At 69.6% G+C, this 20,744-nt stretch carries 22 protein-coding genes and 1 pseudogene; 11 read left to right on the plus strand and 12 right to left on the minus strand.

The window, feature by feature from the left end:
• Window positions 1–194 precede the first annotated feature (194 nt).
• Both CLM62_RS06190 and CLM62_RS06195 read left to right on the plus strand, forming a co-directional pair.
• Window positions 195–1,574 (plus strand): cytochrome ubiquinol oxidase subunit I, encoded by a 1,380-nt coding sequence (locus CLM62_RS06190; protein ID WP_257003688.1) that lies wholly within the window; start codon window positions 195–197, stop codon window positions 1,572–1,574.
• A gap of 29 nt (window positions 1,575–1,603) precedes the next feature.
• The gene (locus CLM62_RS06195) at window positions 1,604–2,650 is read left to right on the plus strand and encodes a cytochrome d ubiquinol oxidase subunit II (RefSeq protein WP_095748838.1); all 1,047 of its coding nucleotides are present in this window, start codon (window positions 1,604–1,606) and stop codon (window positions 2,648–2,650) included.
• A gap of 158 nt (window positions 2,651–2,808) precedes the next feature.
• Here the strand turns inward: CLM62_RS06195 and CLM62_RS06200 are convergent, their stop codons facing one another.
• Complete coding sequence (locus CLM62_RS06200; protein WP_095748839.1) at window positions 2,809–3,567, minus strand: succinate dehydrogenase iron-sulfur subunit; 759 nt, start codon at window positions 3,565–3,567, stop codon at window positions 2,809–2,811.
• 360 nt (window positions 3,568–3,927) lie between these two features.
• On the opposite strand from CLM62_RS06200, the gene CLM62_RS06205 reads away from it, so the two are divergent.
• The gene (locus CLM62_RS06205; RefSeq protein ID WP_095748840.1) at window positions 3,928–4,521 is read left to right on the plus strand and encodes a hypothetical protein; all 594 of its coding nucleotides are present in this window, start codon (window positions 3,928–3,930) and stop codon (window positions 4,519–4,521) included.
• A 173-nt stretch (window positions 4,522–4,694) separates the two neighbouring features.
• Here CLM62_RS06205 and CLM62_RS06210 read toward each other — a convergent pair whose 3' ends face one another.
• The gene (locus CLM62_RS06210; RefSeq protein WP_257003689.1) at window positions 4,695–5,696 is read right to left on the minus strand and encodes a cytochrome c oxidase subunit II; all 1,002 of its coding nucleotides are present in this window, start codon (window positions 5,694–5,696) and stop codon (window positions 4,695–4,697) included.
• Between the two features lie 156 nt (window positions 5,697–5,852).
• On the opposite strand from CLM62_RS06210, the gene CLM62_RS49805 reads away from it, so the two are divergent.
• On the plus strand, window positions 5,853–6,038 hold the full coding sequence (locus CLM62_RS49805) for a hypothetical protein (RefSeq protein ID WP_179381961.1): 186 nt from the start codon (window positions 5,853–5,855) through the stop codon (window positions 6,036–6,038).
• A 403-nt stretch (window positions 6,039–6,441) separates the two neighbouring features.
• Here the strand turns inward: CLM62_RS49805 and CLM62_RS06215 are convergent, their stop codons facing one another.
• The 8 genes from CLM62_RS06215 to CLM62_RS06245 form a co-directional block, all read right to left on the minus strand.
• The gene (locus tag CLM62_RS06215; protein ID WP_095748842.1) at window positions 6,442–7,011 is read right to left on the minus strand and encodes a hemerythrin domain-containing protein; all 570 of its coding nucleotides are present in this window, start codon (window positions 7,009–7,011) and stop codon (window positions 6,442–6,444) included.
• Between the two features lies 1 nt (window position 7,012).
• Window positions 7,013–8,215, minus strand: a complete 1,203-nt coding sequence (locus CLM62_RS06220) for a hypothetical protein (RefSeq protein WP_095748843.1) — start codon at window positions 8,213–8,215, stop codon at window positions 7,013–7,015.
• Between the two features lie 82 nt (window positions 8,216–8,297).
• On the minus strand, window positions 8,298–8,546 hold the full coding sequence (locus CLM62_RS06225; RefSeq protein ID WP_095748844.1) for a hypothetical protein: 249 nt from the start codon (window positions 8,544–8,546) through the stop codon (window positions 8,298–8,300).
• The gene (locus tag CLM62_RS06230) at window positions 8,543–8,875 is read right to left on the minus strand and encodes a hypothetical protein (protein ID WP_306457888.1); all 333 of its coding nucleotides are present in this window, start codon (window positions 8,873–8,875) and stop codon (window positions 8,543–8,545) included. Before CLM62_RS06230 ends, CLM62_RS06225 begins: the two co-directional genes overlap by 4 nt.
• 171 nt (window positions 8,876–9,046) lie before the next feature.
• Window positions 9,047–9,172 carry a hypothetical protein gene (locus CLM62_RS51105; protein WP_257003690.1) on the minus strand — a complete coding sequence of 42 codons (126 nt, stop codon included), beginning with the start codon at window positions 9,170–9,172 and terminating at the stop codon, window positions 9,047–9,049.
• 196 nt (window positions 9,173–9,368) lie between these two features.
• The gene (locus CLM62_RS06235) at window positions 9,369–9,632 is read right to left on the minus strand and encodes a hypothetical protein (RefSeq protein ID WP_095748845.1); all 264 of its coding nucleotides are present in this window, start codon (window positions 9,630–9,632) and stop codon (window positions 9,369–9,371) included.
• A gap of 80 nt (window positions 9,633–9,712) precedes the next feature.
• Window positions 9,713–10,387, minus strand: coding sequence for a hemerythrin domain-containing protein (locus tag CLM62_RS06240; protein WP_095748846.1), 675 nt, complete (start codon window positions 10,385–10,387; stop codon window positions 9,713–9,715).
• Window positions 10,388–10,545: 158 nt separating this feature from the next.
• On the minus strand, window positions 10,546–12,210 hold the full coding sequence (locus CLM62_RS06245) for a RecQ family ATP-dependent DNA helicase (protein ID WP_095748847.1): 1,665 nt from the start codon (window positions 12,208–12,210) through the stop codon (window positions 10,546–10,548).
• Between the two features lie 266 nt (window positions 12,211–12,476).
• Between CLM62_RS06245 and CLM62_RS06250 the strand changes: the two genes are divergently transcribed.
• The 7 genes and pseudogenes from CLM62_RS06250 (at window position 12,477) to CLM62_RS06275 (ending at window position 18,051) form a co-directional block, all read left to right on the plus strand.
• A complete protein-coding gene (locus CLM62_RS06250) occupies window positions 12,477–13,052 on the plus strand; it encodes a hemerythrin domain-containing protein (RefSeq protein WP_095748864.1) in 576 nt (191 codons plus the stop codon).
• A gap of 638 nt (window positions 13,053–13,690) precedes the next feature.
• Window positions 13,691–14,017, plus strand: a pseudogene (locus CLM62_RS51110) (transposase); the annotation flags it as partial.
• A gap of 13 nt (window positions 14,018–14,030) precedes the next feature.
• The gene (locus tag CLM62_RS51115) at window positions 14,031–14,555 is read left to right on the plus strand and encodes a transposase (RefSeq protein ID WP_257003692.1); all 525 of its coding nucleotides are present in this window, start codon (window positions 14,031–14,033) and stop codon (window positions 14,553–14,555) included.
• Window positions 14,556–14,575: 20 nt separating this feature from the next.
• Window positions 14,576–15,874 carry a 4-carboxymuconolactone decarboxylase gene (pcaC, locus tag CLM62_RS06260; RefSeq protein ID WP_095748848.1) on the plus strand — a complete coding sequence of 433 codons (1,299 nt, stop codon included), beginning with the start codon at window positions 14,576–14,578 and terminating at the stop codon, window positions 15,872–15,874.
• A gap of 33 nt (window positions 15,875–15,907) precedes the next feature.
• Window positions 15,908–16,543, plus strand: coding sequence for an MBL fold metallo-hydrolase (locus tag CLM62_RS06265; RefSeq protein ID WP_095748849.1), 636 nt, complete (start codon window positions 15,908–15,910; stop codon window positions 16,541–16,543).
• A gap of 50 nt (window positions 16,544–16,593) precedes the next feature.
• Window positions 16,594–17,373, plus strand: a complete 780-nt coding sequence (locus tag CLM62_RS06270) for an exodeoxyribonuclease III (RefSeq protein ID WP_095748850.1) — start codon at window positions 16,594–16,596, stop codon at window positions 17,371–17,373.
• A 270-nt stretch (window positions 17,374–17,643) separates the two neighbouring features.
• The gene (locus CLM62_RS06275) at window positions 17,644–18,051 is read left to right on the plus strand and encodes a DUF6278 family protein (RefSeq protein ID WP_095748851.1); all 408 of its coding nucleotides are present in this window, start codon (window positions 17,644–17,646) and stop codon (window positions 18,049–18,051) included.
• Window positions 18,052–18,186: 135 nt separating this feature from the next.
• Here CLM62_RS06275 and CLM62_RS06280 read toward each other — a convergent pair whose 3' ends face one another.
• Together CLM62_RS06280 and CLM62_RS06285 are read right to left on the minus strand one after the other, a co-directional pair.
• Window positions 18,187–19,764 (minus strand): CocE/NonD family hydrolase, encoded by a 1,578-nt coding sequence (locus CLM62_RS06280; RefSeq protein WP_095748852.1) that lies wholly within the window; start codon window positions 19,762–19,764, stop codon window positions 18,187–18,189.
• 116 nt (window positions 19,765–19,880) lie between these two features.
• Entirely contained in the window at window positions 19,881–20,639 is a 759-nt protein-coding gene (locus CLM62_RS06285; RefSeq protein ID WP_179381969.1) for a hypothetical protein, read from the minus strand.
• Window positions 20,640–20,744: the final 105 nt, after the last annotated feature.

Here is a 20,744-nt window from a genome sequence, read left to right on the forward strand (position 1 = left end):
TTGCCCGGCGGCGGCCAGCCGGTTCTACCCGGGCTGCCGGATGGTCGATGCGAGGGACGCGAGGTTTTGCACCGGGCCCGTTCCTGCACGTTGGCGCGGAGGGCGGCCTGGTGGCCACCGGGTTGCGGGCCATGGTGGTCTCATGTCCCGCGTGCCGGGTCTGCGCCCGATGTCTGCCATGAGGAGGAATTCGGGTGAGCGGATCCGCGCTTGTGGGGGACGTGCTGTCCGCTGCCGAGGCCGGCGGCTTGGGGGCGGCACGGTCGCAGATGGCGTTGTCGCTGGGCTGGCACATCATCGTCGCCTGCCTGGGGGTGGGGATGCCCGCGATCACCGTGTTCGCCGAGTGGCGCGGTCACCGCACGGGGGATGTGCACTACCGGCTGTTGGCGCGGCGGTGGGCGAAGGCGATGGGGGTGCTGTTCGCGGTCGGAGCGGTGTCCGGAACCATCCTGTCGTTCGAGATGGGCCTGCTGTGGCCCGGGATGATGGGCACCTACGGACAGGTCATCGGCCTGCCGTTCTCACTGGAGGGCATCGCCTTCTTCATCGAGGCGATCTTCCTCGGCATCTACCTGTACGCCTGGGACCGGCTGCCGCCCCGCCAGCACATGCTCACCGCACTGCCGATCCTCGTCGCGGGCGTGGCCAGCGCCTTCTTCGTGGTCGCAGCCAACGCCTGGATGCAGCAACCCGTGGGCTTCCAGATGCGGGGCGACCGGGTCGTCGCCGTCGATCCCTGGGAGGCGATGTTCAATCCGGCGACCCCGCCGCAGACCGTTCACATGATCCTCGCCGCCTTCATGGTCGCCGGTTTCCTCATGGCCAGTGTGTACGCAGTCGCGATGCTGAGCGGCCGCCGCGACCGGTACCACCGGCTCGGCTTCCTGGTGCCGTTCACGATCGCCGCCCTGGTGACCCCGGTGCAGATCGGGGTGGGTGACTGGGCGGCGCACTTCGTGGCGGACAACCAGCCCGTCAAACTCGCCGCCATGGAGGGGGTCTTCGACACCGCGCGCGGTGTTCCCCTGCATGTGGGCGGTATCGCCGTCGACGGCGAGATGCGCTACGCCCTGGAAATCCCGCGCGGCCTGTCCCTGCTGGCGCACTTCGACCCTGATGCGCGCATCACGGGGCTGAACGAGGTTCCGGCGCGCGACCGCCCGCCCGTCAACATCACCCACTGGGCGTTCCAGATCATGGTGGGCTCCGGGTTCGCGCTGCTGGCCCTGTCCGCCTGGCTCGGCCTGGTGTGGCGGCGCCGCAAACGGCTGCCGGGCACCCGGTGGTTCCTGCGCGCCGCCGCGCTCTCCGGTCCGGCCGCGGTACTGGCGCTGGAGGCCGGGTGGGTCGTCACGGAGGTGGGGCGCCAGCCCTGGATCGTCTACCGCGTCATGCGCACCTCCGAGGCGGTCAACCCGGCACCCGGAGTGGTGTGGGGATTCGTGGTGGTCAGCGTCGTGTATCTCGTGCTGACCGTGGCCACGGTTTATGTGCTGCGCCTCTTGGCCCGTGCCCAGCCGGTGCCCATCGCCCCGCAGGAGCGCGATGTCGCCGAGTTCAAGGTCGTCTGAGACGCCGAGCGGAAGGTAGGACACCGGTCATGTCACTGCCCGAGACCACGCTGGCCGTGCTGTGGATCGGCCTGACCGCCTACGTGTTGTTCGGCGGCGCCGACTTCGGCGGCGGGGTATGGGACCTGCTCGCCGGAACCACCCGACGCGGCAGGCCCCAGCGCGACCTGGTGGAGCACTCCATCGGTCCCGTATGGGAGGCCAACCACGTCTGGCTGATCTTCGTCATCGTGCTGCTGTGGACCGGTATCCCGCCCGTCTTCGCAGCCATCGCCTCCACCCTCTACATTCCGCTGACCCTGGCCGCCCTGGGGATCATCGCCCGCGGTGCGGCGTTCGCCTTCCGCAAGGTCAGCGTGGAGATCTGGCAGCAACGCCTCTTCGGCGCCACCTTCGCCTTCTCCTCCCTCGCCACGCCCTTCTTCCTGGGCACCGTGGCGGGCGCGGTGGCCTCCGGCCGGGTCCCCGCGGGCGTCACCCAAGGCGACACCGTCTCCAGCTGGATCAACCCCACCTCCCTGATCAGCGGGGCTCTCGCGGTGGGAACCGCCGCCTATCTCGCCGCGGTCTATCTCACCCGAGACGCCCAGCGAGCCGGTGATACGCCGCTGACCGAGGCGTTCCGCCGCCGCGCACTCCTCACCGGCCTCGTCGTCGGTGCCCTGTCCGCGGCAGGGCTCGTCGTCCTGCACGCCGACGCACCCGATCTCTACTCCGAACTCACCTCCGGCAGCGCCCTGCCCCTGCTGATCCTCTCCGTGGCGTCGGGGCTGGTCTCCCTGGCCCTGCTGATGTGGGGCCGGCACTTTCTGGCCGTGCGGCTGACAGCCGCCCTGGCAGTCGCCGGCCTGCTGTGGGGCTGGGGAATCGCCCAGTACCCCCGGCTGCTGCCCGGCGTCACACTCCAGGACGCCGCCGCCACCGACACCGTCCTGTCGGCCAGCCTGATCTCCCTGGCCGTCGGAGCAGTCCTCCTGCTGCCGTCCCTGTGGTGGCTGTACGCCACCTTCCAACGCGACCATCCCCAGCCGGCCGAACAGGCTGACGGACCGACCCACGGAGACAACAGCACGTGACGGCGCGCATCGCCGGCTGCACCAACGGCAGCACGTGACAGCGCCCGTCACCGGCTGCACCGACACCGAGTCGGCTGGAAAGCCCCCGAGCGCAGGTACCAGCGCAGCCGAACGGGTCCTCGCCCAGGCCCGAGCCGGCGGCGTCGGCGCGCTGCCGGTCAGATGCGGCGTGTGATCAGCGCCCGCTTCACTTCCTGGATCGCCTTGGTGATGGCGATGCCACGCGGACACACGTCGGTGCAGTTGAAGATTGTGCGGCAGCGCCACACTCCGTCATTTCCGTTGAGGATCTCCAGCCGCTGCTCACCGCCGTCGTCCCGGCTGTCGAAGATGAAGCGGTGCGCGTTGACGATCGCCGCCGGCCCGAAGTACTGGCCGTCGGTCCAGAAGACCGGGCACGACGATGTGCACGCGGCGCACAGGATGCACTTGGTCGTGTCGTCGAAGCGCTCCCTGTCCTCCGCGGACTGGATGCGCTCCCGGGTGGGCTCGTTGCCAGTCGTGATGAGGAACGGCATCACGTCCCGGTAGCCCTGGAAGAACGGCTCCATGTCCACGACCAGGTCCTTGAGTACGGTCAGGCCCTTGATGGGCTCGACTGTGATGGGCTTGCCCGGGTTGATGTCTTTGATCAGTGTCTTGCACGCCAGCCGGTTGCGGCCGTTGATCCGCATGGCATCCGACCCGCAGATGCCGTGCGCGCAGGAACGGCGGAAGGTCAGCGAGCCGTCCTGCTCCCACTTGATCTTGTGCAGACCGTCGAGGACGCGCTCCTTCGGATCGATCTCGACCAGGAAGTCCTGCCAGGTCGCCTCCGCGGAGACCTCCGGGTTGAACCGGCGGATCCGGAAGGTGGCCGTGATGTACGGGGACGCGGCGGAAGTCTGCTCCGCCCTGTCCATAACCGGCGTGGCCATCGGAACCGGCCCTCCAGCGCTCGCTGTGGTGGCTGCCTGCCAGACCGGTCGACGGCCGAGGCAGGCGGTGGGTGAAACCTCCTCCCCGTAAAACGCTACGACGCCCCGCCGGTCCACCGTACGGCCGGTGCTGACCCGGCGCCGCGCGCTCACGCATGCGGTAGATCCGCGATCATCAGCCGCCGGGTATACGCGCGAGGGCCAGTGGGTGGCGACGCGCAGCTCTGGGTACCCGCGGCGGCAACCGCAACAGGGCAGCGAGCCGGTGCGACCCACACCGTCGGACCGATGCCGCCCGCACCAGGGCGGCCATGAGCAGGACAGCAGGCGGAACGCCCGGAGGCGGGGGAGGTGACGGCGATGAACCGGACGGCGCGCCGACGGCGGCCCCTGACCAGGGTCACCGCAGCCGCGACAGCCGGACACGTCTTCTTCGAACTGGCCGCAGGCGTCGGGATGCCCTTGGCGTCCCTTCTCGGACCATTCACCGCTGCGACCGCGTGGGCCGTCGGTACGGCAACGGCCTGGCGCGCGGGGGGCACCCGGCCCTCGCAGGACGATCCGGCCTTCGCCGTGCTCAACAGCGTGAGCCTGGCTGCGGTGATCGCCCACCTGACGGGCTGGCCGCGCAGGCGGACGCGGCTGGGTCTTCCGTGGCTCACGGACTGCGAAGGGCTTGGCCCGCGGCTTATGCCGTACTACAACCCGATCCTCTACGTCTCCGGTACCGCGGCCGTGGCAGCCCTGCTCCTGGAGAACGACTCCGCTACGCGACGCCTGCCGCTGACTCCTCCGCTGGTTCCCCTCCTCATCGCCGCCCAGCGTGCGGAACACCGCCGGCTGAAGGCGATCGCGGCGGCCCGCCCCGGCTGGTGGAACCGCCGTCTCGCTGAACCGGACGGTTCGCTCGACACTCCGGCTGATCAACGCCGTGTGGCGCCAATTCCTGGCTGATGAGGCGCTGGCTCGTTGACGACCTGCGCCGGGCCGTCGCCGCAGAGTTCCCCAGGCTCACGGCGAAGCCACCCCGTCATTGTGCTGCCAGGGCTGGAGCGAGTGCACCGTGCTCGCCTGCTCCAGCACCGCCTCGCACACGGTCGGCCGTGGCCTTTTTCATGGCCGGGTCCTTACAGTTTGCGTGGCTCAGCGTTTCTGGCCGGGTCAGCGATGTCGATGCCCGCCGGAATGAAGCCGCGCTGCCCCTTCGCGGCCAGTTCCTTGAGGTGCTGCTGATAGCGGTCAGGGGTGACGACTTTGACGTTGAACAGCATCCGGGCGTGGTCGACGCCGCAGAGTTCGGCGCACTTCCCCCGGAAGGTGCCCTCACGGTTGGGCGTCACCTCAAAGGCATTGACATTGTGGCCCGGGAAAACGTCCTGCTTCATCAGGAACGGCAACACCCAGAAAGAATGGATGACGTCACGCGAGGACAGGACGAACCGGACCTTCTCGCCCCTCGGTAGCCACAGTGTCGGGCCGGGATTACCGGTCTGCGGGTTGCGGGTGCTGGGGACGCCCACGTCGTAGACACCTTCGGCGCCCTCGGGGAAATCCCTGCTGTACCTGTCCGGAACAATCCTCAGGTCGGGATCGGCGTTCGCGTTGCCCGTATCTGCCTTGCCGTCCACGTTCTCGATGTAGTTGAAGCCCCAGCTCCACTGGAAGCCGACCACGCTGATCGTGTGGGCCGGCCGTTCGGAGAGCGCGAGGAGCTCGGACTCGTCGCGGGCGGTGAAGTAGAAGAGGACCGAGACGATGATCAGCGGAACCGTGGTGTACAGCGCCTCGATCGGCATGTTGTACCGGGTCTGCGGGGGAACCTCGACCTTCGTCCTGTTGCGCCGGTGGAAGATCGCCGCCCACAGGATCAGCCCCCAGACCACCACTCCCACCGCTAGCGCAGCCGCCCAGGAACCCTGCCACAGGGAAAGGATCCGCGGAGCCTCCTCCGTTACCGGGGTGGGCATCCCCAGGCGGGGGAAGTCCTTGTACGTACAACTGGTGGCGGTCGCCAGGACCAGGCCCGCAGTCAGTGCCTGCACGGGCTTCCGCCGCGTCGGCCGCCGCGGCGTGGGGGTACCGCCCGCGCCCCCCAGGGCGTGGGGGAGGTCAGAGCCGTTGGGACTCACGTAGCGCCTTCCCGAAAGTCTTGTCCGCCCCGCCGCTGCGGCCGCCTCACCGGTCGCTCGCCGCCCTGCGTCGGGCATCGGTTTTGGATGTGTATGCGGACAAAACCTACTGAGTCCCTTCGCTCGGGGGCACTCAACGCGCCGCCCACCCACGTGATGCCGCGTCGCTCTCGAGCCTGCATCTTCTCGGCTGCCCTCCAGGAGATCGTCAAAGCCGTCGCCGATGCAGCGGAGCTGTGGAGGGAGCTGCTGCGGCACCGCACCGACGACCGTTGTTACGCGGAGTTCTTCGTCGACAAGCACCTGGGCTGCGATGATCATCGACCACGACACCGGCTGTAGGCCCGTCAGGGTGGGCGCCCAGCGCGCGGCGGGTGCCCTGCTTCCGTTTCGCTGTCTCTCCAAAGGCGGCCAGCCGCCGTTGCGACGCCGACAGCGTCCCCGGCGTTCCCGGCGGCTACGGCACCACCGGCGGCGGTCAACCGAGCGCACGGGCAGCGACGCCGACGAAGCCGACTCGGGCCCGTCGGGGCAGTCGGCGACCCCCCTTCAACCCAACGTCCCGGGGCCCCCGCACGGTAGAGCAGCCCCACCGGGCCGTTCGTCGACGGGTTCCAGACCGAGCTGGTCAGCAGAAGCGTCGCGCCCAACCCAGGTCCTGGCCCGGCAGCCTGAGCGCCACAGACCCCGGGCCAGGAAGGTGCTGTCGTCTGCGTTCATGGTCCACCGTGCCGGGTTCGGTCGGCTATCCGTCCTTGCCCATGGCCTTACGTACGGCGTCCCGGGTGCGGTCGACGAGGGCGGCGAGGGGGCCCAGGGTCAGGTTCTTCGCCGCGGACTCGGTGCCGGGGTGCGGGTGGGTCGGGGCCATGGCCTCGGCGGCACGCAGTGCCGTGGCCATGGAGGCCAGGCGGGCCTTGTCCGAGTGGCGGCGGATGTGGTTGAACTCGTAACGCTCCTCGGCCCGGGCGTGCCGCATCACATCGAGGCGCAGCACCTGCAGCTCGGGAAGGAACTTCGGGTCGTCGGTGTCCATCCCGTCCAGGCGGGACAACAGCTCCTTGGCCTCGCGTTCCTCACGCAGCCGTTCCTCAACCACCTTCTCGCCGCCCGGCCCTGTCCGGCGGGTGAAGGGATGGATCACCTCCTCCTCGGCCGTCTCGTGCACGGCGAGCAGGCGGACGAGGCGACGGAAGGCGGCCCGCCGCTCGTCCCCGGTGGTCTTCTCCACCTCGTCGAACAGATTGCGGATGTCGCCGTGCTGGCGCATGAGCAGGGCCACGACGTCGGCGTCGGATGCGGCGATGCCGGCCATGTCAGCTCCTCTCCCGCGAAGCGACGTCGGGATGCGGTCCCTCGGTCTCCATCCGGTACTCGCGGCCGAACATCTTCCGGTGCTGGGCCATCACCCGCTCGCTGGGCGGCTCCTCCCCACCGTGGATCTGCTCCTGCATCCGCTCGAACCGTTCGTGCGCGTCCCGGACGTAGCCGGTGCCGAGCGTGGTCAGGTCCATCTGGGTGTCGAGGAGGCCGCGCACGAACTGCTTGTTCTCCTCGAAGGTGAGCACGTTCGGCAGCTCCGGCGCCAGGATCTCCTGCGGCTCCCGCCCGTCGTGGCGGCGCATCAGGTCGCAGGCGATCCGGAGGTGCTCCAGCTCCATGTTCAGGTGCAGCTCCCAGACGGCCTTCACCTTCGGGTCGGACTCCTGCTCCATGAAGGAGTGGTAGAGGTAGCACTCGTTGTACTCGTGGTTGACGAGCTGCTCCCACCACGTCTCGCCCGGGTCCACGAGCGACTCGTAGTGCGTGACGTGCTCCTCCTCGATCAGCCCGATCTCCTGGTAGAGCTGCCGGGCGATCGGCTCCATGTACTGGGGGCCGACGTTCATGTAGAAGTTCATGGTCTGCTGCTCCGCCGACATGATCGTCAGCGCGTGCAGCCGGGAGATCGGGTCGACCGTCGCGCGGTCGTAGGGCTCACGCACGTTGTCGGCGGGATGGCGGTGGTGGAACTTGGTGGGCCGGCCCGGCATCACCTCGGTGAGTCCGTCGACGATCGACTCCGCCTTGCGGTGCTCGATCATCTCGTAGAGGTTGGCGTACCGGTACAGATGGTCGAAGTCCTCCAGGACGCCGAACTCGTACGCCTGTCTCAGATACGGGTCGGGCTCGTGGCGGGCGACCCAGCCGGTGAGGTCGACCGCCACCTGCTCGTAGGCGATGGTCGTCTCCAGCACGGAGGCGAGGCCGGGCAGCAGCCAGTTGACCGCCTTCTGCTGCTGGTGCTCGACGTAGCGGACCTCCGCCAGCTGCTGTTTGATCTCCGGGTCGGGGCAGCGGCGGGCGAACTGGTGGCTGAAGAGGATCGCCTCGACCTCGATGCCGTTCATCGTGATGATCCGACAGCGGGTGTACGGGTCGCTCTTGTCGGGGTCGACGGGCTCGACGTCCAGCTCCCGCCAGTTGCGCAGCTGGCGGTCGAGGGGGATGCCTTGGTGTTCGAGAGGGTTGAAGCCCATGGGGGTCTCCTCGGCTGACGGCCGGAACGGGCTGGCGCCGGGTACCCCGCCGTCCCGGGGGCCAACCGCCAGGCCGGCCTTGTCAGGCGCCGAGCCGTGTGACAGCGGTGTCCAGACGAGCGGCGGTCTCCTCGAGGTCACGCCGGGACGGTGCGCTGGTGCCGAGCCGGGTGACGAGATCGTGCCGGGAGATGATCTCCAGGGCCCCTCGGTATCGTTCGCTGTCCAGCGCCGACGCCGGAACGACCACGACGGTGCCGGCGGTGACGATCAGTGTGGCGTCATCGGCGTCGGATCCGAGAAGCGCCTCCACGTGCTCAGGACGGATCATGAGGGTGTCTCCTTCCCGGTGGCGGTCACCGCTGTCGCTCCCCGCGATGGGGCGGGGGACAGCAGCCCTGCCGCGGCTCTGTCATGCAGGGAATCCAGCGTCTCGCTCTGCTGCCGGGCTCTGTGCAGCAGCTGCTCCAGCGGCCCCCAGTCCAGACGGGCGTCCTGCGGCGACGCGGCGAGCAGAGCACGCCAGAGCAGCGCCTTGCCCTGCGTTGCCAGCCGCAGCGCTTCCAGCTCGACCAACAAGGAGTGGCCGGAGCGGCGCAGCGCCGCCGCCAGCATCCTCAGTTCGTCGCCGTAGGGCGAATCTCCGTGCTCGTGAACCATGCGCCGGGCAAGCTCTGCACCGGCCGTCCCACCGGCCAGGTGATCATTGAGAAAAATGTCCAGCCTTCTCTGCCGCGTCCGACTGTCGCCGGTCCCTGGTGCTGTCCCGCTCATCATGTCCCTCGGGGTCTCGAAGCTGCCGACGGTCACCGAGTGCCCCGGCTGCGCCGGTCAACCTTTGGGGCACCGCGTACGGCGGCACTCCAGCGACGGCGCACCAGCGCGCAGACGGCCATGGACCTTGCGGGACGCGGAGCCGGTGCCCGGTGCGGTGTCGGACCGGACGGAGTCGCTCATGGCTCTTCCTTCCTGCCGTACCGGCCCTCAGGGGAGAGGAGAACACGCTTCAGGACAGGGAGGAGGGAACGCCGCCCATGCTCGACCGTCACTCAGCCGGCGGCACAGCGAGGACATGGGCGGATTCGGCAGCGGACGGCCAGTCGTCCGGCCGGAACGCCTGCTGGGCGATCACCGATGCCGGGCGGTGTCTTCGCTACGCCGATGTCGTGGTCTCGTCGCCCTCTCCGGTGTCCGTTTCGGCGCGCTTGTCGGCGCCCGTCTCCAGGTAGCCGGGGTCGTCGCCCGCGACCCGGCCCACGAAGACGTCGTTGGGCGTCGTCCCCGTCGTGCTGTGCCGGTCCGCCGCCTCGGTGTCCGGCTTACCGCCCGTGTCCTCCGACCGACCCGAACGGACCTCTGCGGAGGGCTCGGTCGTGCGACCCCCCAGGTGTTCGCGGACCCATGACCACACGGACATGATGCCTCCCGATCAAGATGCGTGCCGACGTCGACGGCCGGCCCGTGGTGCCCTCGGCACGAGCGCCGCACCTGGTTGGTTCAACGTCGTTTGCGGCGCATCGCGACGGCCGCGACCAGCACCAGGACCCCGGCGAGCCCGGTGAACACCTTCTTGGCCGCAGCCATGGACGTGCTCAGTCCGAAGGCGTCGCGCATCCGGTCGTAGAGACCGAGCGGCACACCCAGGACCGCGTTGCCGGGCGGGCGCCGCGGGATGACGGGGTGGGGGTGGGTGGGCGCGCTGCGTCGCACCGTGTCCCATGCCGTGCCGAGCCGGCGCAGCTGCGCGGCGGGCATCGCTTCCTGCAGCCGGGGCAGCACGAGATCCTCCTCGTCGCGGATGTCCTGCCGTATCAATGCGAAGACCCGCCGTACCTTCTCCTCACGCTCAGCAGAACCCGGACTCAGGCTTTCGATGTCGGCGACAAGATCGTTGATCTGCTGGTGTTCCTCCTCGACCCGCAAGGTCAACTCGTGCCCGTCCTCGACCGAGCGCCGGACGGCCGGCCACAGCACGGTCTCCTCGGCGAAGGCATGGCTGAAGACCAGCTGGACGGTCTCCTGCAGGACCCGTTCGCGGTCCTCGCCGTCCGCCAGGGTCTGATAGCGGTCCATCAACCTGTCCATCTCGGCATGATCACGGCGTTGCCGGGCCAGCACGCTGCTCGGGCCGCCCAGTTGCTCAACCGTCTGCTCTTTGATCGTCTCGGGCATGGATCTCTCCTCTGCGCAGACCGGCCGCAACGTCCGACCGCCCCAGCGGCGGCCGACAGTGTCCGATGGCGGGTACCCCGAGGCGGCGCGGCACACCGTTTGTGGTGTTTTCACCTGCTGCTAGGCCCGGTCACCGCCCGGCCCGGTCGCCGGGTGCATCAGGTGCCGGTGAGCAAGTCGCCCTCCTGTACCGCTGTCAGGGACAGCGTCTTGTAGCCGACCTGCTCGAACAGCACGACGAGGCGGTCCTCCTCCGTGCGCATCACCGTGCCCGCACCCCACTCCGCGTGGCGCACCCGGTCGTTCGTCTCATAGGGCCCGCCGTGCCCGGGCGGAGGAGCGGCGTGCCGGTGCCCGGCTCCGGTGGCGGGGTGCTCGTCGTCGCGGTCGCACACGTCGCACCGCCCGCACGGCTCGTCCAGCTGCTCGCCGAAGTAACCCAGAAGGTACTGGCGGCGGCAGGTGGGCGTCTCCGCGTAGCCGCGCATCATCTCGATGCGCGAGCGGTCGACGCGGCGCCGCCGCTCGAACACCCGTGTCGCCCCTTCGGCGGCCTCGTCCGCCATGCGGCCGGGCAGAGCCCGGACCGCGCGGCGCCTGCCCTCGACGGTCACCGCTCCCGCCTCTTCCAGCAGGTTCAGCAGATCGCTCATCTTCCGGCGCGACAGGCCGCACAGCTGCGCGGTCCGGCTACGGCTCTGCGGAGCGTCCTGGCCGAGCAGCGTGGTCATGATCCGGCGCAGTGCGTCGGCGTCCAGGGTTCGGGCCGTGAGGAACTTCTGCAGTCCCAGGTCCTCGGGGCGGTAGAACAGCACCGCGCGGGCCGGCTCCCCGTCCCGGCCGGCGCGTCCGATCTCCTGGTAGTAGGAGTCCAGCGACTCCGGGACGGACGCGTGGGCGACGAACCGTACGTCCGCCTTGTCGATGCCCATCCCGAACGCGGAGGTGGCCACCACCACGGCGGGAGCGCCGGCCATGAAGCCGTCGTGGATCCGGCGGCGGTCGGCTGCCTTCATGCCCGCGTGGTACGCCTCGGCGTCCACTCCGTCCTGCCGAAGTCGCCCCGCGTACGTCTCGGCGTCCTTGCGGGTGGCGGTGTAGAGGATGCCCGGGGCGCACGCCTGGGCCGTCCAGCGTGCGACGGTCTCGCGTTTGGCGGGGTCGTCGGTGAAGGTGCGCACCGCCAGATGGATGGTGGGCCGGTCGGTCCCGGTCGTCACGACGTGGGCCTCGCGCATGTGCAGGTGCTCGACGATGTCCGCCCTGACCGGGGCTGCGGCCGTCGCCGTCAGAGCGAGTACCGGCGGGCGGCCCAGCCGTTCGGCGGCCTCACCCAGGTTCAGGTAGTCGGGACGGAAGTCGTGTCCCCAGGCGGAGACGCAGTGGGCCTCGTCGACGACGAACAGCGAGGGGCCCAGTTCCCGCAGCTGTTCCACGACACTGTCTTTGGTCAGCTGCTCGGGGGACAAGAACAGGTATTCGGCATCACCGTCCCGGATCGCCCGCCAGCCGCTGTCGGTGGCCGACCGGGGCTGTGCGGAGTTCACGGCCACGGCGTCCGGTGCCGCGCTCTCCCGCAGGCGGGCGACCTGGTCGCGCTGCAGGGCGATCAGCGGCGATACCACGACGGCGGGGCCACCGAGCATGATGGTCGGCACCTGATAGATCGCCGACTTGCCGGAACCGGTGGGCATGACGACCAGCACGTCGCGGCCGTCGAGCAGTGCCTCCATCGCCTCCGTCTGCTCGGCGGCCAGGTCGCTCCACCCGAACCGCTCCCGGGCGACGCGGCGCAGCTCGGCGATCCGGTCGTGCACGCCCATCGCGACGCCCCCTTCACGGCCCGGCACTCCTTGGGACCCGGCCCGGGTACCCCCCGTGGCCAGCCGCGATGCGGAGTGGCGCGCGCCAGCCGTGCGAGGTCGAGATCCCGGCTGCTCGCCCTGGGTTATCGCCTGCGCCGTTTGGCCCCGCGCGGTCGCGGCCGCCCGTCACCAGGGAGAACCTGGACGAAGCCCAGGTGCCCGCTGTCTGCGGGCCGACGCCGCTTCGGGACCGCACCCCAAGGGAGAATCTCTTGACCGACGCCATGCCCCACCTCGACGACGCAGGCGAGAACGACGACGTCGTGGCACTGCTGATGCAGCAGCACAACCACATCCGTGATCTCTTCGCCGAGGTCGAGAACGCCACCGCCGACGACCGGGCGGAGGCATTCCGCAGGCTCGTCCGCCTGCTGGCCGTCCACGAGACCGCCGAGGAGGAAGTGGTCCACCCTGCAGCCCGCCGTCTCCTGCAGGACGGTGAGCACGTGGTCGACGACCGTCTCGATGAGGAGAGGGCCGCGAAGGAGAAGCTGAGCCGACTCGATGACATGAACCCCGACGACCCCGGGTTCATGCCCGCCTTGCGGGAACTGCGCGCGGACGTGCTCCAGCACGCGGCTTCGGAGGAACAGTACGAGTTCCCCGGGCTGCGCGAGAAGGCCGGAGCGCAGCAGCTTGCCATGATGGCCACGGCTGTCCGTGCTGCCGAGGCCATGGCGCCCACCCGCCCGCACCCGGGAGTCGAGACGGCGGCGGAGAATGTCGCCGTCGGACCCGTGGCAGCCGTGATCGACCGGACTCGTGACGCCGTCCGCAAGGCGATGGGCAAGGACAGCTGATCAGGTCGGAACAGAGTGGCCCACACCGGCCCGCGCCTGAGCAGTTCAGCGTCGCGCTCGTCCCGGACACGGACGACGGTCGGCGGATCGGCATGACGTGAGCATCGGACGCCGCGGAGATTGCACACCTGAGTCGGGGCACTCGCCGCGCACCGCGACGCGCTCCGAACCCGAATCCGACTCTGGCCGACCACAACGGACCGCGAGGGTCGACATCACGTTCAGCCTTCAGGATTCACCAACGGCGCCAGGAATCAGTGCGCTCCCACGGTCAGCGACCTGCTGCTTGGCAGACCCACGGTCAGACGGCCCCTTCCATGGGTGCGGCAGTTGATCTACTGCGAATCGGGGCGCAGGTCGTTCAGGGCTTCCCACGCTGTGGCCGAACTTGCCTTCCCGCGGGAGCATGGTCTCCTCCACGCCCAGCGTGCGGTGCGCAAAACGCCGAGAAGTACACCATCAAGGCCGCATCAGGCAGGATCGAACAAGGCCGCACGGGCCCGGTAATGCGTCACAACATCACCGACTCGTGCGGCCCGCCGCACGTCACGATTCGGCGGCCCGAGCGGCGTACGACTTCGCGAGCAGTTCCTCCAGCAGAGCGCTCTGCCTGGGCCGGGGAGCTTTGAGCGAAGGAAATGACCGGTACGTCCCCTGCCCCGCGTACCCGCCGGCGTCGGCCGGTGGGGGAAGGGGTCCTTGGAGTGGACACGCACCGGGACACTCATGTGGCTGCTGTGCTCTCCCTGGTCGGGGAAGTGATCGGCACCGAGGTGTTCCCGGCCACCGCTGCCGGATACCGCGAACTGCTGGAGTGGGCCAGGGAGCTGGGCACGCTGCGGCGGGCCGGAGTGGAGGGGACCGGCTCCTTCGGGGCGGCTCTGTCTCGCTACCTGCTGGCCCAGGGCGTGGAAGTGTTCGACGTGAACCGGCCCGACCGGACTGACCGCCGCCGGCGCGGCAAGTCGGACCCGCTGGATGCCCAGAACGCGGCCCGGGCTGGCTGTCCTGGTCAGTGCCGACCCAAACCTGCGGGAAGAACTGGCCGGGCTGCACAACGCAGAACTCTTCCGTACCTGCGCGTGGCTCGCCGAGGACAGCCAGAACGATGAGGACGGTGAAGAGGTGGTGCTGCAGGCCACCCGCATTACCCTGTATCCACTGGCCCAGCGAATCAGGCAACTCACCGAGCAGATCCAGGACTTGGAAGGCCGCCTGGCCCGGCTCGTGGAACGCCACGCCCCGCAGCTGCTCACTGCGGTGGGCATCGGTCCGGACACGGCCGTCACCTTGCTGATCACGATGGGGGACAACCCGGAGCGCCTGTGCCGCCCTGCTCGCCTGCCCTCGACCCGCGCACCCAGGACTACTATGAACGCCGCATCAAGGAGGGCAAGACCCGACGCGACATCGTCCGATGCCTCTCACGCTACGTCGCCCGAGAGGTCTTTCACCTCATCCAGCCCGTATCCTCACGGCCCCCGTCATAGGGGCAGTCCGTGATACGTGAGAGGGTCTGAGGCGTGAGTGAGACACCGTCGAACACCCTGCAATACCGCTTTGACGGGCCAGAAGAGGCTCCCGTCCTGATCCTGGGTCCCTCCCTGGGTACCACGTGGCACATGTGGGACCGGCAGGTCCCCGAGCTGGCCAAGCAGTGGCGCATCTTCCGGTTCGACCTGCCGGGGCACGGCGGCGCGCCCGCGTACCCGGCCGGCTCGGTCGGTGACCTCTCCGCACGGCTGCTCGCCACGCTCGACGGCCTCGGCGTGCAGCGCTTCGGCTACGCGGGCTGCGCCCTCGGCGGCGCGGTCGGCATCGAGCTGGCCCTGCGCCACCCGGAGCGCCTCGCCTCGCTCGCGCTGATCGCCGCCTCGCCGCGCTTCGGCACGGCCGACGAGTTCCGGCAGCGGGGCGTGATAGTGCGTACGAACGGGCTCGACCCCATCGCCCGCACCTCCCCCGACCGCTGGTTCACGAGCGGGTTCGCCGCCGCGCAGCCGGCGATCACCGAGTGGGCCGTGCAGATGGTGCGCACCACGGACCCCGGCTGCTACATCGCGGCCTGCGAGGCGCTCGCCGCGTTCGACGTACGGCCCGAACTCGGCCGCGTCGGTGTCCCGACCCTCGTCCTCGTCGGCTCGGACGACCAGGTCACCGGCCCCGCCGAGGCCCGTACCCTGGTCGCGGGCATCCCGGACGCCCGGCTCGCCGTCGTCCCCGGCGCCTCCCACCTGGTCCCGGTCGAGCAGCCGGCCGCCGTCACCGACCTGCTGGTGAGACATTTCTCCACCGCGTGGCAGCCCGCCTTCGACTCCACCACCGGCCAGATGGCGGCCATCGGGGCGGCCCCGGTCAAACCGGTCCTGTCCGCCGCACCGCCGCAGCCCGCGCCCCGCCCGGAGATCGCCCCGGCCGTGGAGCCGCAGGTCATGAGCCGCCCCGACCCGTACGACGCCGGGATCAAGGTCCGCCGCGAGGTGCTCGGCGACGCCCATGTCGACCGGGCGCTGGCGGAGGCCGAAGGGTTCTCGGGGGACTTCCAGGAGTTCATCACCCGCTATGCGTGGGGCGAGATCTGGGACCGGCCCGGTCTCGACCGCCGCTCGCGCAGCTGTGTCACCCTCACGGCCCTGGTCGCGGGCGGCCACCTGGACGAACTCGCCTTCCACGTCCGTGCCGCCCTGCGCAACGGCCTCACCCCCGCCGAGATCAAGGAGGTGCTGCTGCAGGCGGCGGTCTACTGCGGCGTACCGGCGGCCAACAGCGCGTTCAAGGTGGCCCAGCAGGTCATCCGCGAGGAGACCACCCCCACCGAGTGAGCCCCATCCCGGCCCCGGGGGCACGATGGACTCATGAAGCTCACGAAGAAGTCGCACGCCTGCGTCCGCCTCGAAAAGGACGGGCAGACGCTCGTCCTCGACCCCGGCGGATTCAGCGAGGAGGACGCCGCGCTCGGCGCGGATGCGATCCTCGTCACCCACGAGCACCCCGACCACTTCGACGAACTGCGACTGCGTGCCGCCATGGAGAACAACCCGGCCGCGCAGATCTGGACCCTGAAGTCGGTGGCGGAGAAGATCTCGTCGGCCTTCCCCGGCCGCGTGCACACCGTCGGCCACGGCGACACCTTCACCGCCGCCGGCTTCGACGTCCAGGTGCACGGCGAACTGCACGCCGTCATCCACCCGGACATCCCGCGCATCACCAACGTCGGTTACCTCATCGACGACGGCAAGGTCTTCCACCCCGGCGACGCCCTCACCGTCCCCGACCACGCCGTCGAGACGCTGATGCTCCCGGTCATGGCCCCCTGGAACAAGATCTCCGAGGTCATCGACTACGTCCGCGAGGTCAAGCCGCAGCGCGCGTACGACATCCACGACGCCCTGCTCACCGACCTCGCCCGCCCGATCTACGACCGTCAGATCGGCGCCCTGGGCGGCTCGGAGCACCTCCGGCTGACGCCCGGTGACTCGGCCGAGGTGTGACCGCACCCGGCCGGGCGGAGTTGTCAGACCCGCCCGGTAGGTTGTGAGGCATGCGCATCGCGACCTGGAACGTGAACTCGATCACCGCCCGCCTGCCGAGGCTCCTGGCCTGGCTGGAGAGCAGTGGCACGGACGTGCTGTGCCTCCAGGAGGCCAAGGTCGCCGAGGAGCAGTTCCCCCTCGACGAACTGCGCGACCTGGGCTACGAGGCGGCGGTCCACGCCACCGGCCGGTGGAACGGCGTGGCGGTGCTCTCCCGCGTAGGCCTGAAGGAGGTCGTCAGGGGCCTGCCCGGCGACCCCGGCTACGACGGCCTCCAGGAGCCCCGCGCCATCTCCGCGACCTGCGGCCCGGTCCGCGTCTGGTCGGTGTACGTGCCGAACGGCCGCGAGGTGGACCACCCCCACTACGCCTACAAACTCCAGTGGTTCGAGGCCCTGAAGGCAGCCGTCGCGGGCGACGCGGCCGGCAGCCGCCCGTTCGCGGTGATGGGCGACTACAACGTGGCCCCGACGGACGACGACGTGTACGACAGGTCCGCTTTCGAGGGCTCCACCCACGTCACCCCCGCCGAGCGAGCCGCCCTGGCGTCCCTGCGCGAGGCCGGCCTGTCCGACGTGGTCCCGCGGCCCCTGAAGTACGAGCACGCGTTCACTTACTGGGACTACCGCCAGCTCTGCTTCCCCAAGAACCGAGGCATGCGCATCGACCTGGTGTACGCCAACGAGCCGTTCACCAAGGCGGTCACCGACGCCTACGTCGACCGCGAGGAGCGCAAGGGCAAGGGCGCCTCGGACCACGCACCGGTCGTGGTGGACCTCGAGGTCTAGGGCCTGTCCGGCGGATCAGGTCGCAGGAAAGCGGCGGCGCCCAATCAACGCAGGTGAGCGGGGCCTGGTGCGTCGAGCTGCAAGGCGGAGGAGGGCGTCGACGCGGAGCGTCGGCAACCGACGACAACGCCGCAGATCGGCGTGCCAGGCCCCGCGTCTGCGGCATGATCCGCCGGACAGGCCCTAGCCTTGCCACAACCTCAAGTCGACCGGAATCGAGGGCCCGCGCGCCTGTGGTGCGCATGGCAGGGTGGATGACACGCTGGGGGTATGAAGATCCCTTTTCTGGGCGGCCGGCGGGAGAAGCCCGGCACCCCCGACCCCGAGGGCATCGCCGAACTCCTCTCCGAGTGCGAACTGCTGCGCTCGCAGGCCGCCCAGGAGGGTGTCCGACTCGACGACACGGCGGCTTCGCTGGAGGCCCTGGACCAGTTGGTGCCGCGCTGGCGGGACGACGAGGAGATCCTGCCGTGGCTCGGCAATGACGCCGGGCTCTACCTCGGCACGGTCATCGTGCGGACCGTCCCCGGCGCCACCTGGGCCCTGTGGCCGGACGGCCAGCCCGTCATCCGGCTGGCCTCCGGCCGGGAGTTCGACGTCGTGGCCTCCGGGCACGAGTGGGCTGCCAGCGGAGTGCCCGAGCTCTCCCAGCTGTACGCCGAAGTCGCCGAAGAGTGAGTCCCTGGCCCGTAGGGCGAGGTAAATACGGCTAATGCCCGAAAGGTTAGTGTCGCGCCTTATCTAGGATTTTGCCCGGATAAGTTGCGGCCATCACGAGACAGCTGAGAGTGGGGGGAGTGCAGCAGCCGGAGATCACTGCTCGCGCACCGGAATCGACACGTACGACGGGTCGTTCGGCGGCGAGGAGAAGGTCAGCTGCGCGCCGGTCGGGTTGTGCTCGACGTAGAGCGGGTCGACCGTGTCGACCACCAGGGCCAGCCGGTGCCCTGCCGGGACGTCGTAGGCCGTGGAGAACAGTTCCAGGTCGACGTCGAACGGCTTCCCGGGCGTCTGCCCGTGGAAGGTGTACGGCGCGTTGCTGACCAGCTTGCCGAGGCCGAGCGGCCCCACGTCGTAGAGGTAGGCGACGAGGGTGCCGCTCTCCTTGGTCGGAGTGAGCGTGGTGTGCATCTTCGCGGTGCCGCGCACCCGTTGGGCGGCCGTGTACTTCTCCGACTGCCATACGGCGGCCCAGCGGCGGGGGAGCAGGGGGATCGAGGCGACCGGGGGCAGCTGGGCCACCTGGTCGAGGACGCTGGAGAGGAAGACCACCCCGCCGTCGGCGCCCGTGTTCACGTTCGCGCGGATCGTGATGGTGCCCGCGAGCGCGATCTTCTTCCGTGTCGCGCCGACCGATTTCCAGTCTGTGTAGCCCTCGTAGCTGCCCGAGGAGCCGCCCGAGGAGCGGGACTTGAGCCGGACGGGCTGCTCGCGGTCGATGCCGTTGTCCTCGCCCTTGAGGTAGTGGTCGAACCAGCGCTCGGTGTCGGTCCACACGTCGTTGGGCAGGCCGAACAGTCCGGTGACCTCGGCGGTCGCGTGGTCGCCGGGGCGCAGCTCCAGCCGCTTCGGGCCCGTCAGCTTCTCGTAGAAGTCCGTGTACTGGTTGGGCGGGAAGATCGTGTCGCCCCAGGCGTTGGCGAGCATGACGGCGGTGTCGTTCTTGTTCAGCTGGTCGACGTACCTCGCAGCGGAACGTTTCTTCCCCCAGGCGACGATCTCCGGTTCCTTGGCCAGGTTCGAGGCGTAGAAGTCGTCGAAGATCTGCCGGAGTTCGGCGCTCTGGCGGCCGGTGACCAGGCTGGCGCCGTCCAGGAGCCCAGCGGCCTGGAGGTGCTGGGTGCGGCCGGAGTAGATCGAGTCGATCAGGTCGGCCCAGCCGCTGAGGGACGCGACTGCCTTCACCCGCTTGTCGTGCGCTGCGGCGAGCAGGCTGATGCCGGCGCCGTACGAGACGCCCGCCATGCCGATGTGCTGGGCGTCGGCGGGGGTGTTGGCGAGCGCCCAGTCGATGACCCTGGACGCGTCGGCTATGTCGGGCGGGCCCGCGACTTCTATCTCGCCGCCCGATTGCCAGAAGCCCCGCACGTTGTAACTGACCACGATGTAGCCGGAGTTCGCGAGTTTCTGGGCCTGGGCGAGGTACTCGACCTGGGGCAGGCCCCAGCTCGTGGGCAGCACGAGCAGCGGGTGGCGGCGGGTGCCGTCGGCGCCGGCGGGCGTGATGACGTTCGCCTTGAGAACCGTGCCGCCGTCGCCGGTGATGTCGACGAAGCGGATGCCGGTCGCCGCCTGGGCGGTGGGGGCGAGGCCGAGGGCGCCACCGGCGATCAGGGTCGCGGAGACGGCGCCCATGGCGGTCGTACGCAGAGCCTTGCGACGGTGTCCCACTTGTCACTCCTCACTCGTGTCAGTGCAAAGTGACCAGACGGTAACCGCGGCTGCTTACCGCAGGTAACCCGTCGGTAAGTTACGTGGGAGTAACGATTGTTGACATGTGTTGAAACTCAGGAGGCGCGGTGGGAGTTGCGCGGAGCCGCCGGTGCCGGCAGCGGTGTTTGGGCCGCCCGGGTCACGTCCGCGACCAGCTCGACCACATCGGGGCCGTACGCCTGTGAGTTGACCACCTTCAGCAGCAGGACGAAGGTGTTGTTGCCGTGCTTGCGGGTGAGCCGTTCGTGGTTGCGGGCGAGGTAGCGGGTCGTGGCCTGGTTGGTGATCGAGGTCTGGCCGCAGAAGAGGAAGACGGGGCGGCTGCCGTTGCTCTGATCGACGGTGAGACGGGCGAGGAGCGCGTACTCGGCCTTGCCGACCTCGACGCGGTAGCGCTCGGAACCGACCTGGAAGGCGCCGCGGTCCGGACCGGGTTCGGGGTCGACGTTCACGCGCACACCCGGGAGCAGGGAGGACAGGTGGGCTGCCATACGGCGATTCGAGGCCGGGCCGCCCACGCAGAACTCGGTGCGCTCGCCGAACCCCTGTCGTGCCGTGTCGTGCGGGACGACCTGGGCGTGGGCGTTGCAGTCCTTGATCAGTGCGGCGAGCTCGAGCAGCGCGAACACATCGTGGCGCATCACCATCAGGTCGGGACCGCCGGCGCCGCGGTTCACCACCAGCAGTGACTCGGCGTTGTCCGGCAGCCCGAAGAAGGCCTGCTTGCGGCGGAGTTTCCGCTTCCACAGGTAGGTCCGGGCGAGCCAGCCGACCGCGGCGCTGATGCCGGCGGCCACCACACCCAGGACGATGTTGCGCACGTCGTCATTCATGGGCGCGCATGGTAGCGGGCGAACGCAAACCCGTGTTCGACACGGGGCACGCCGGGCCCTCGTGCGGTCCTGACGAGGGCATGGCGATGGGATTAGGCTGCGCGC

Source organism: Streptomyces sp. SA15, from assembly GCF_002291145.1.
Taxonomy (GTDB): Bacteria; Actinomycetota; Actinomycetes; order Streptomycetales; family Streptomycetaceae; genus Streptomyces.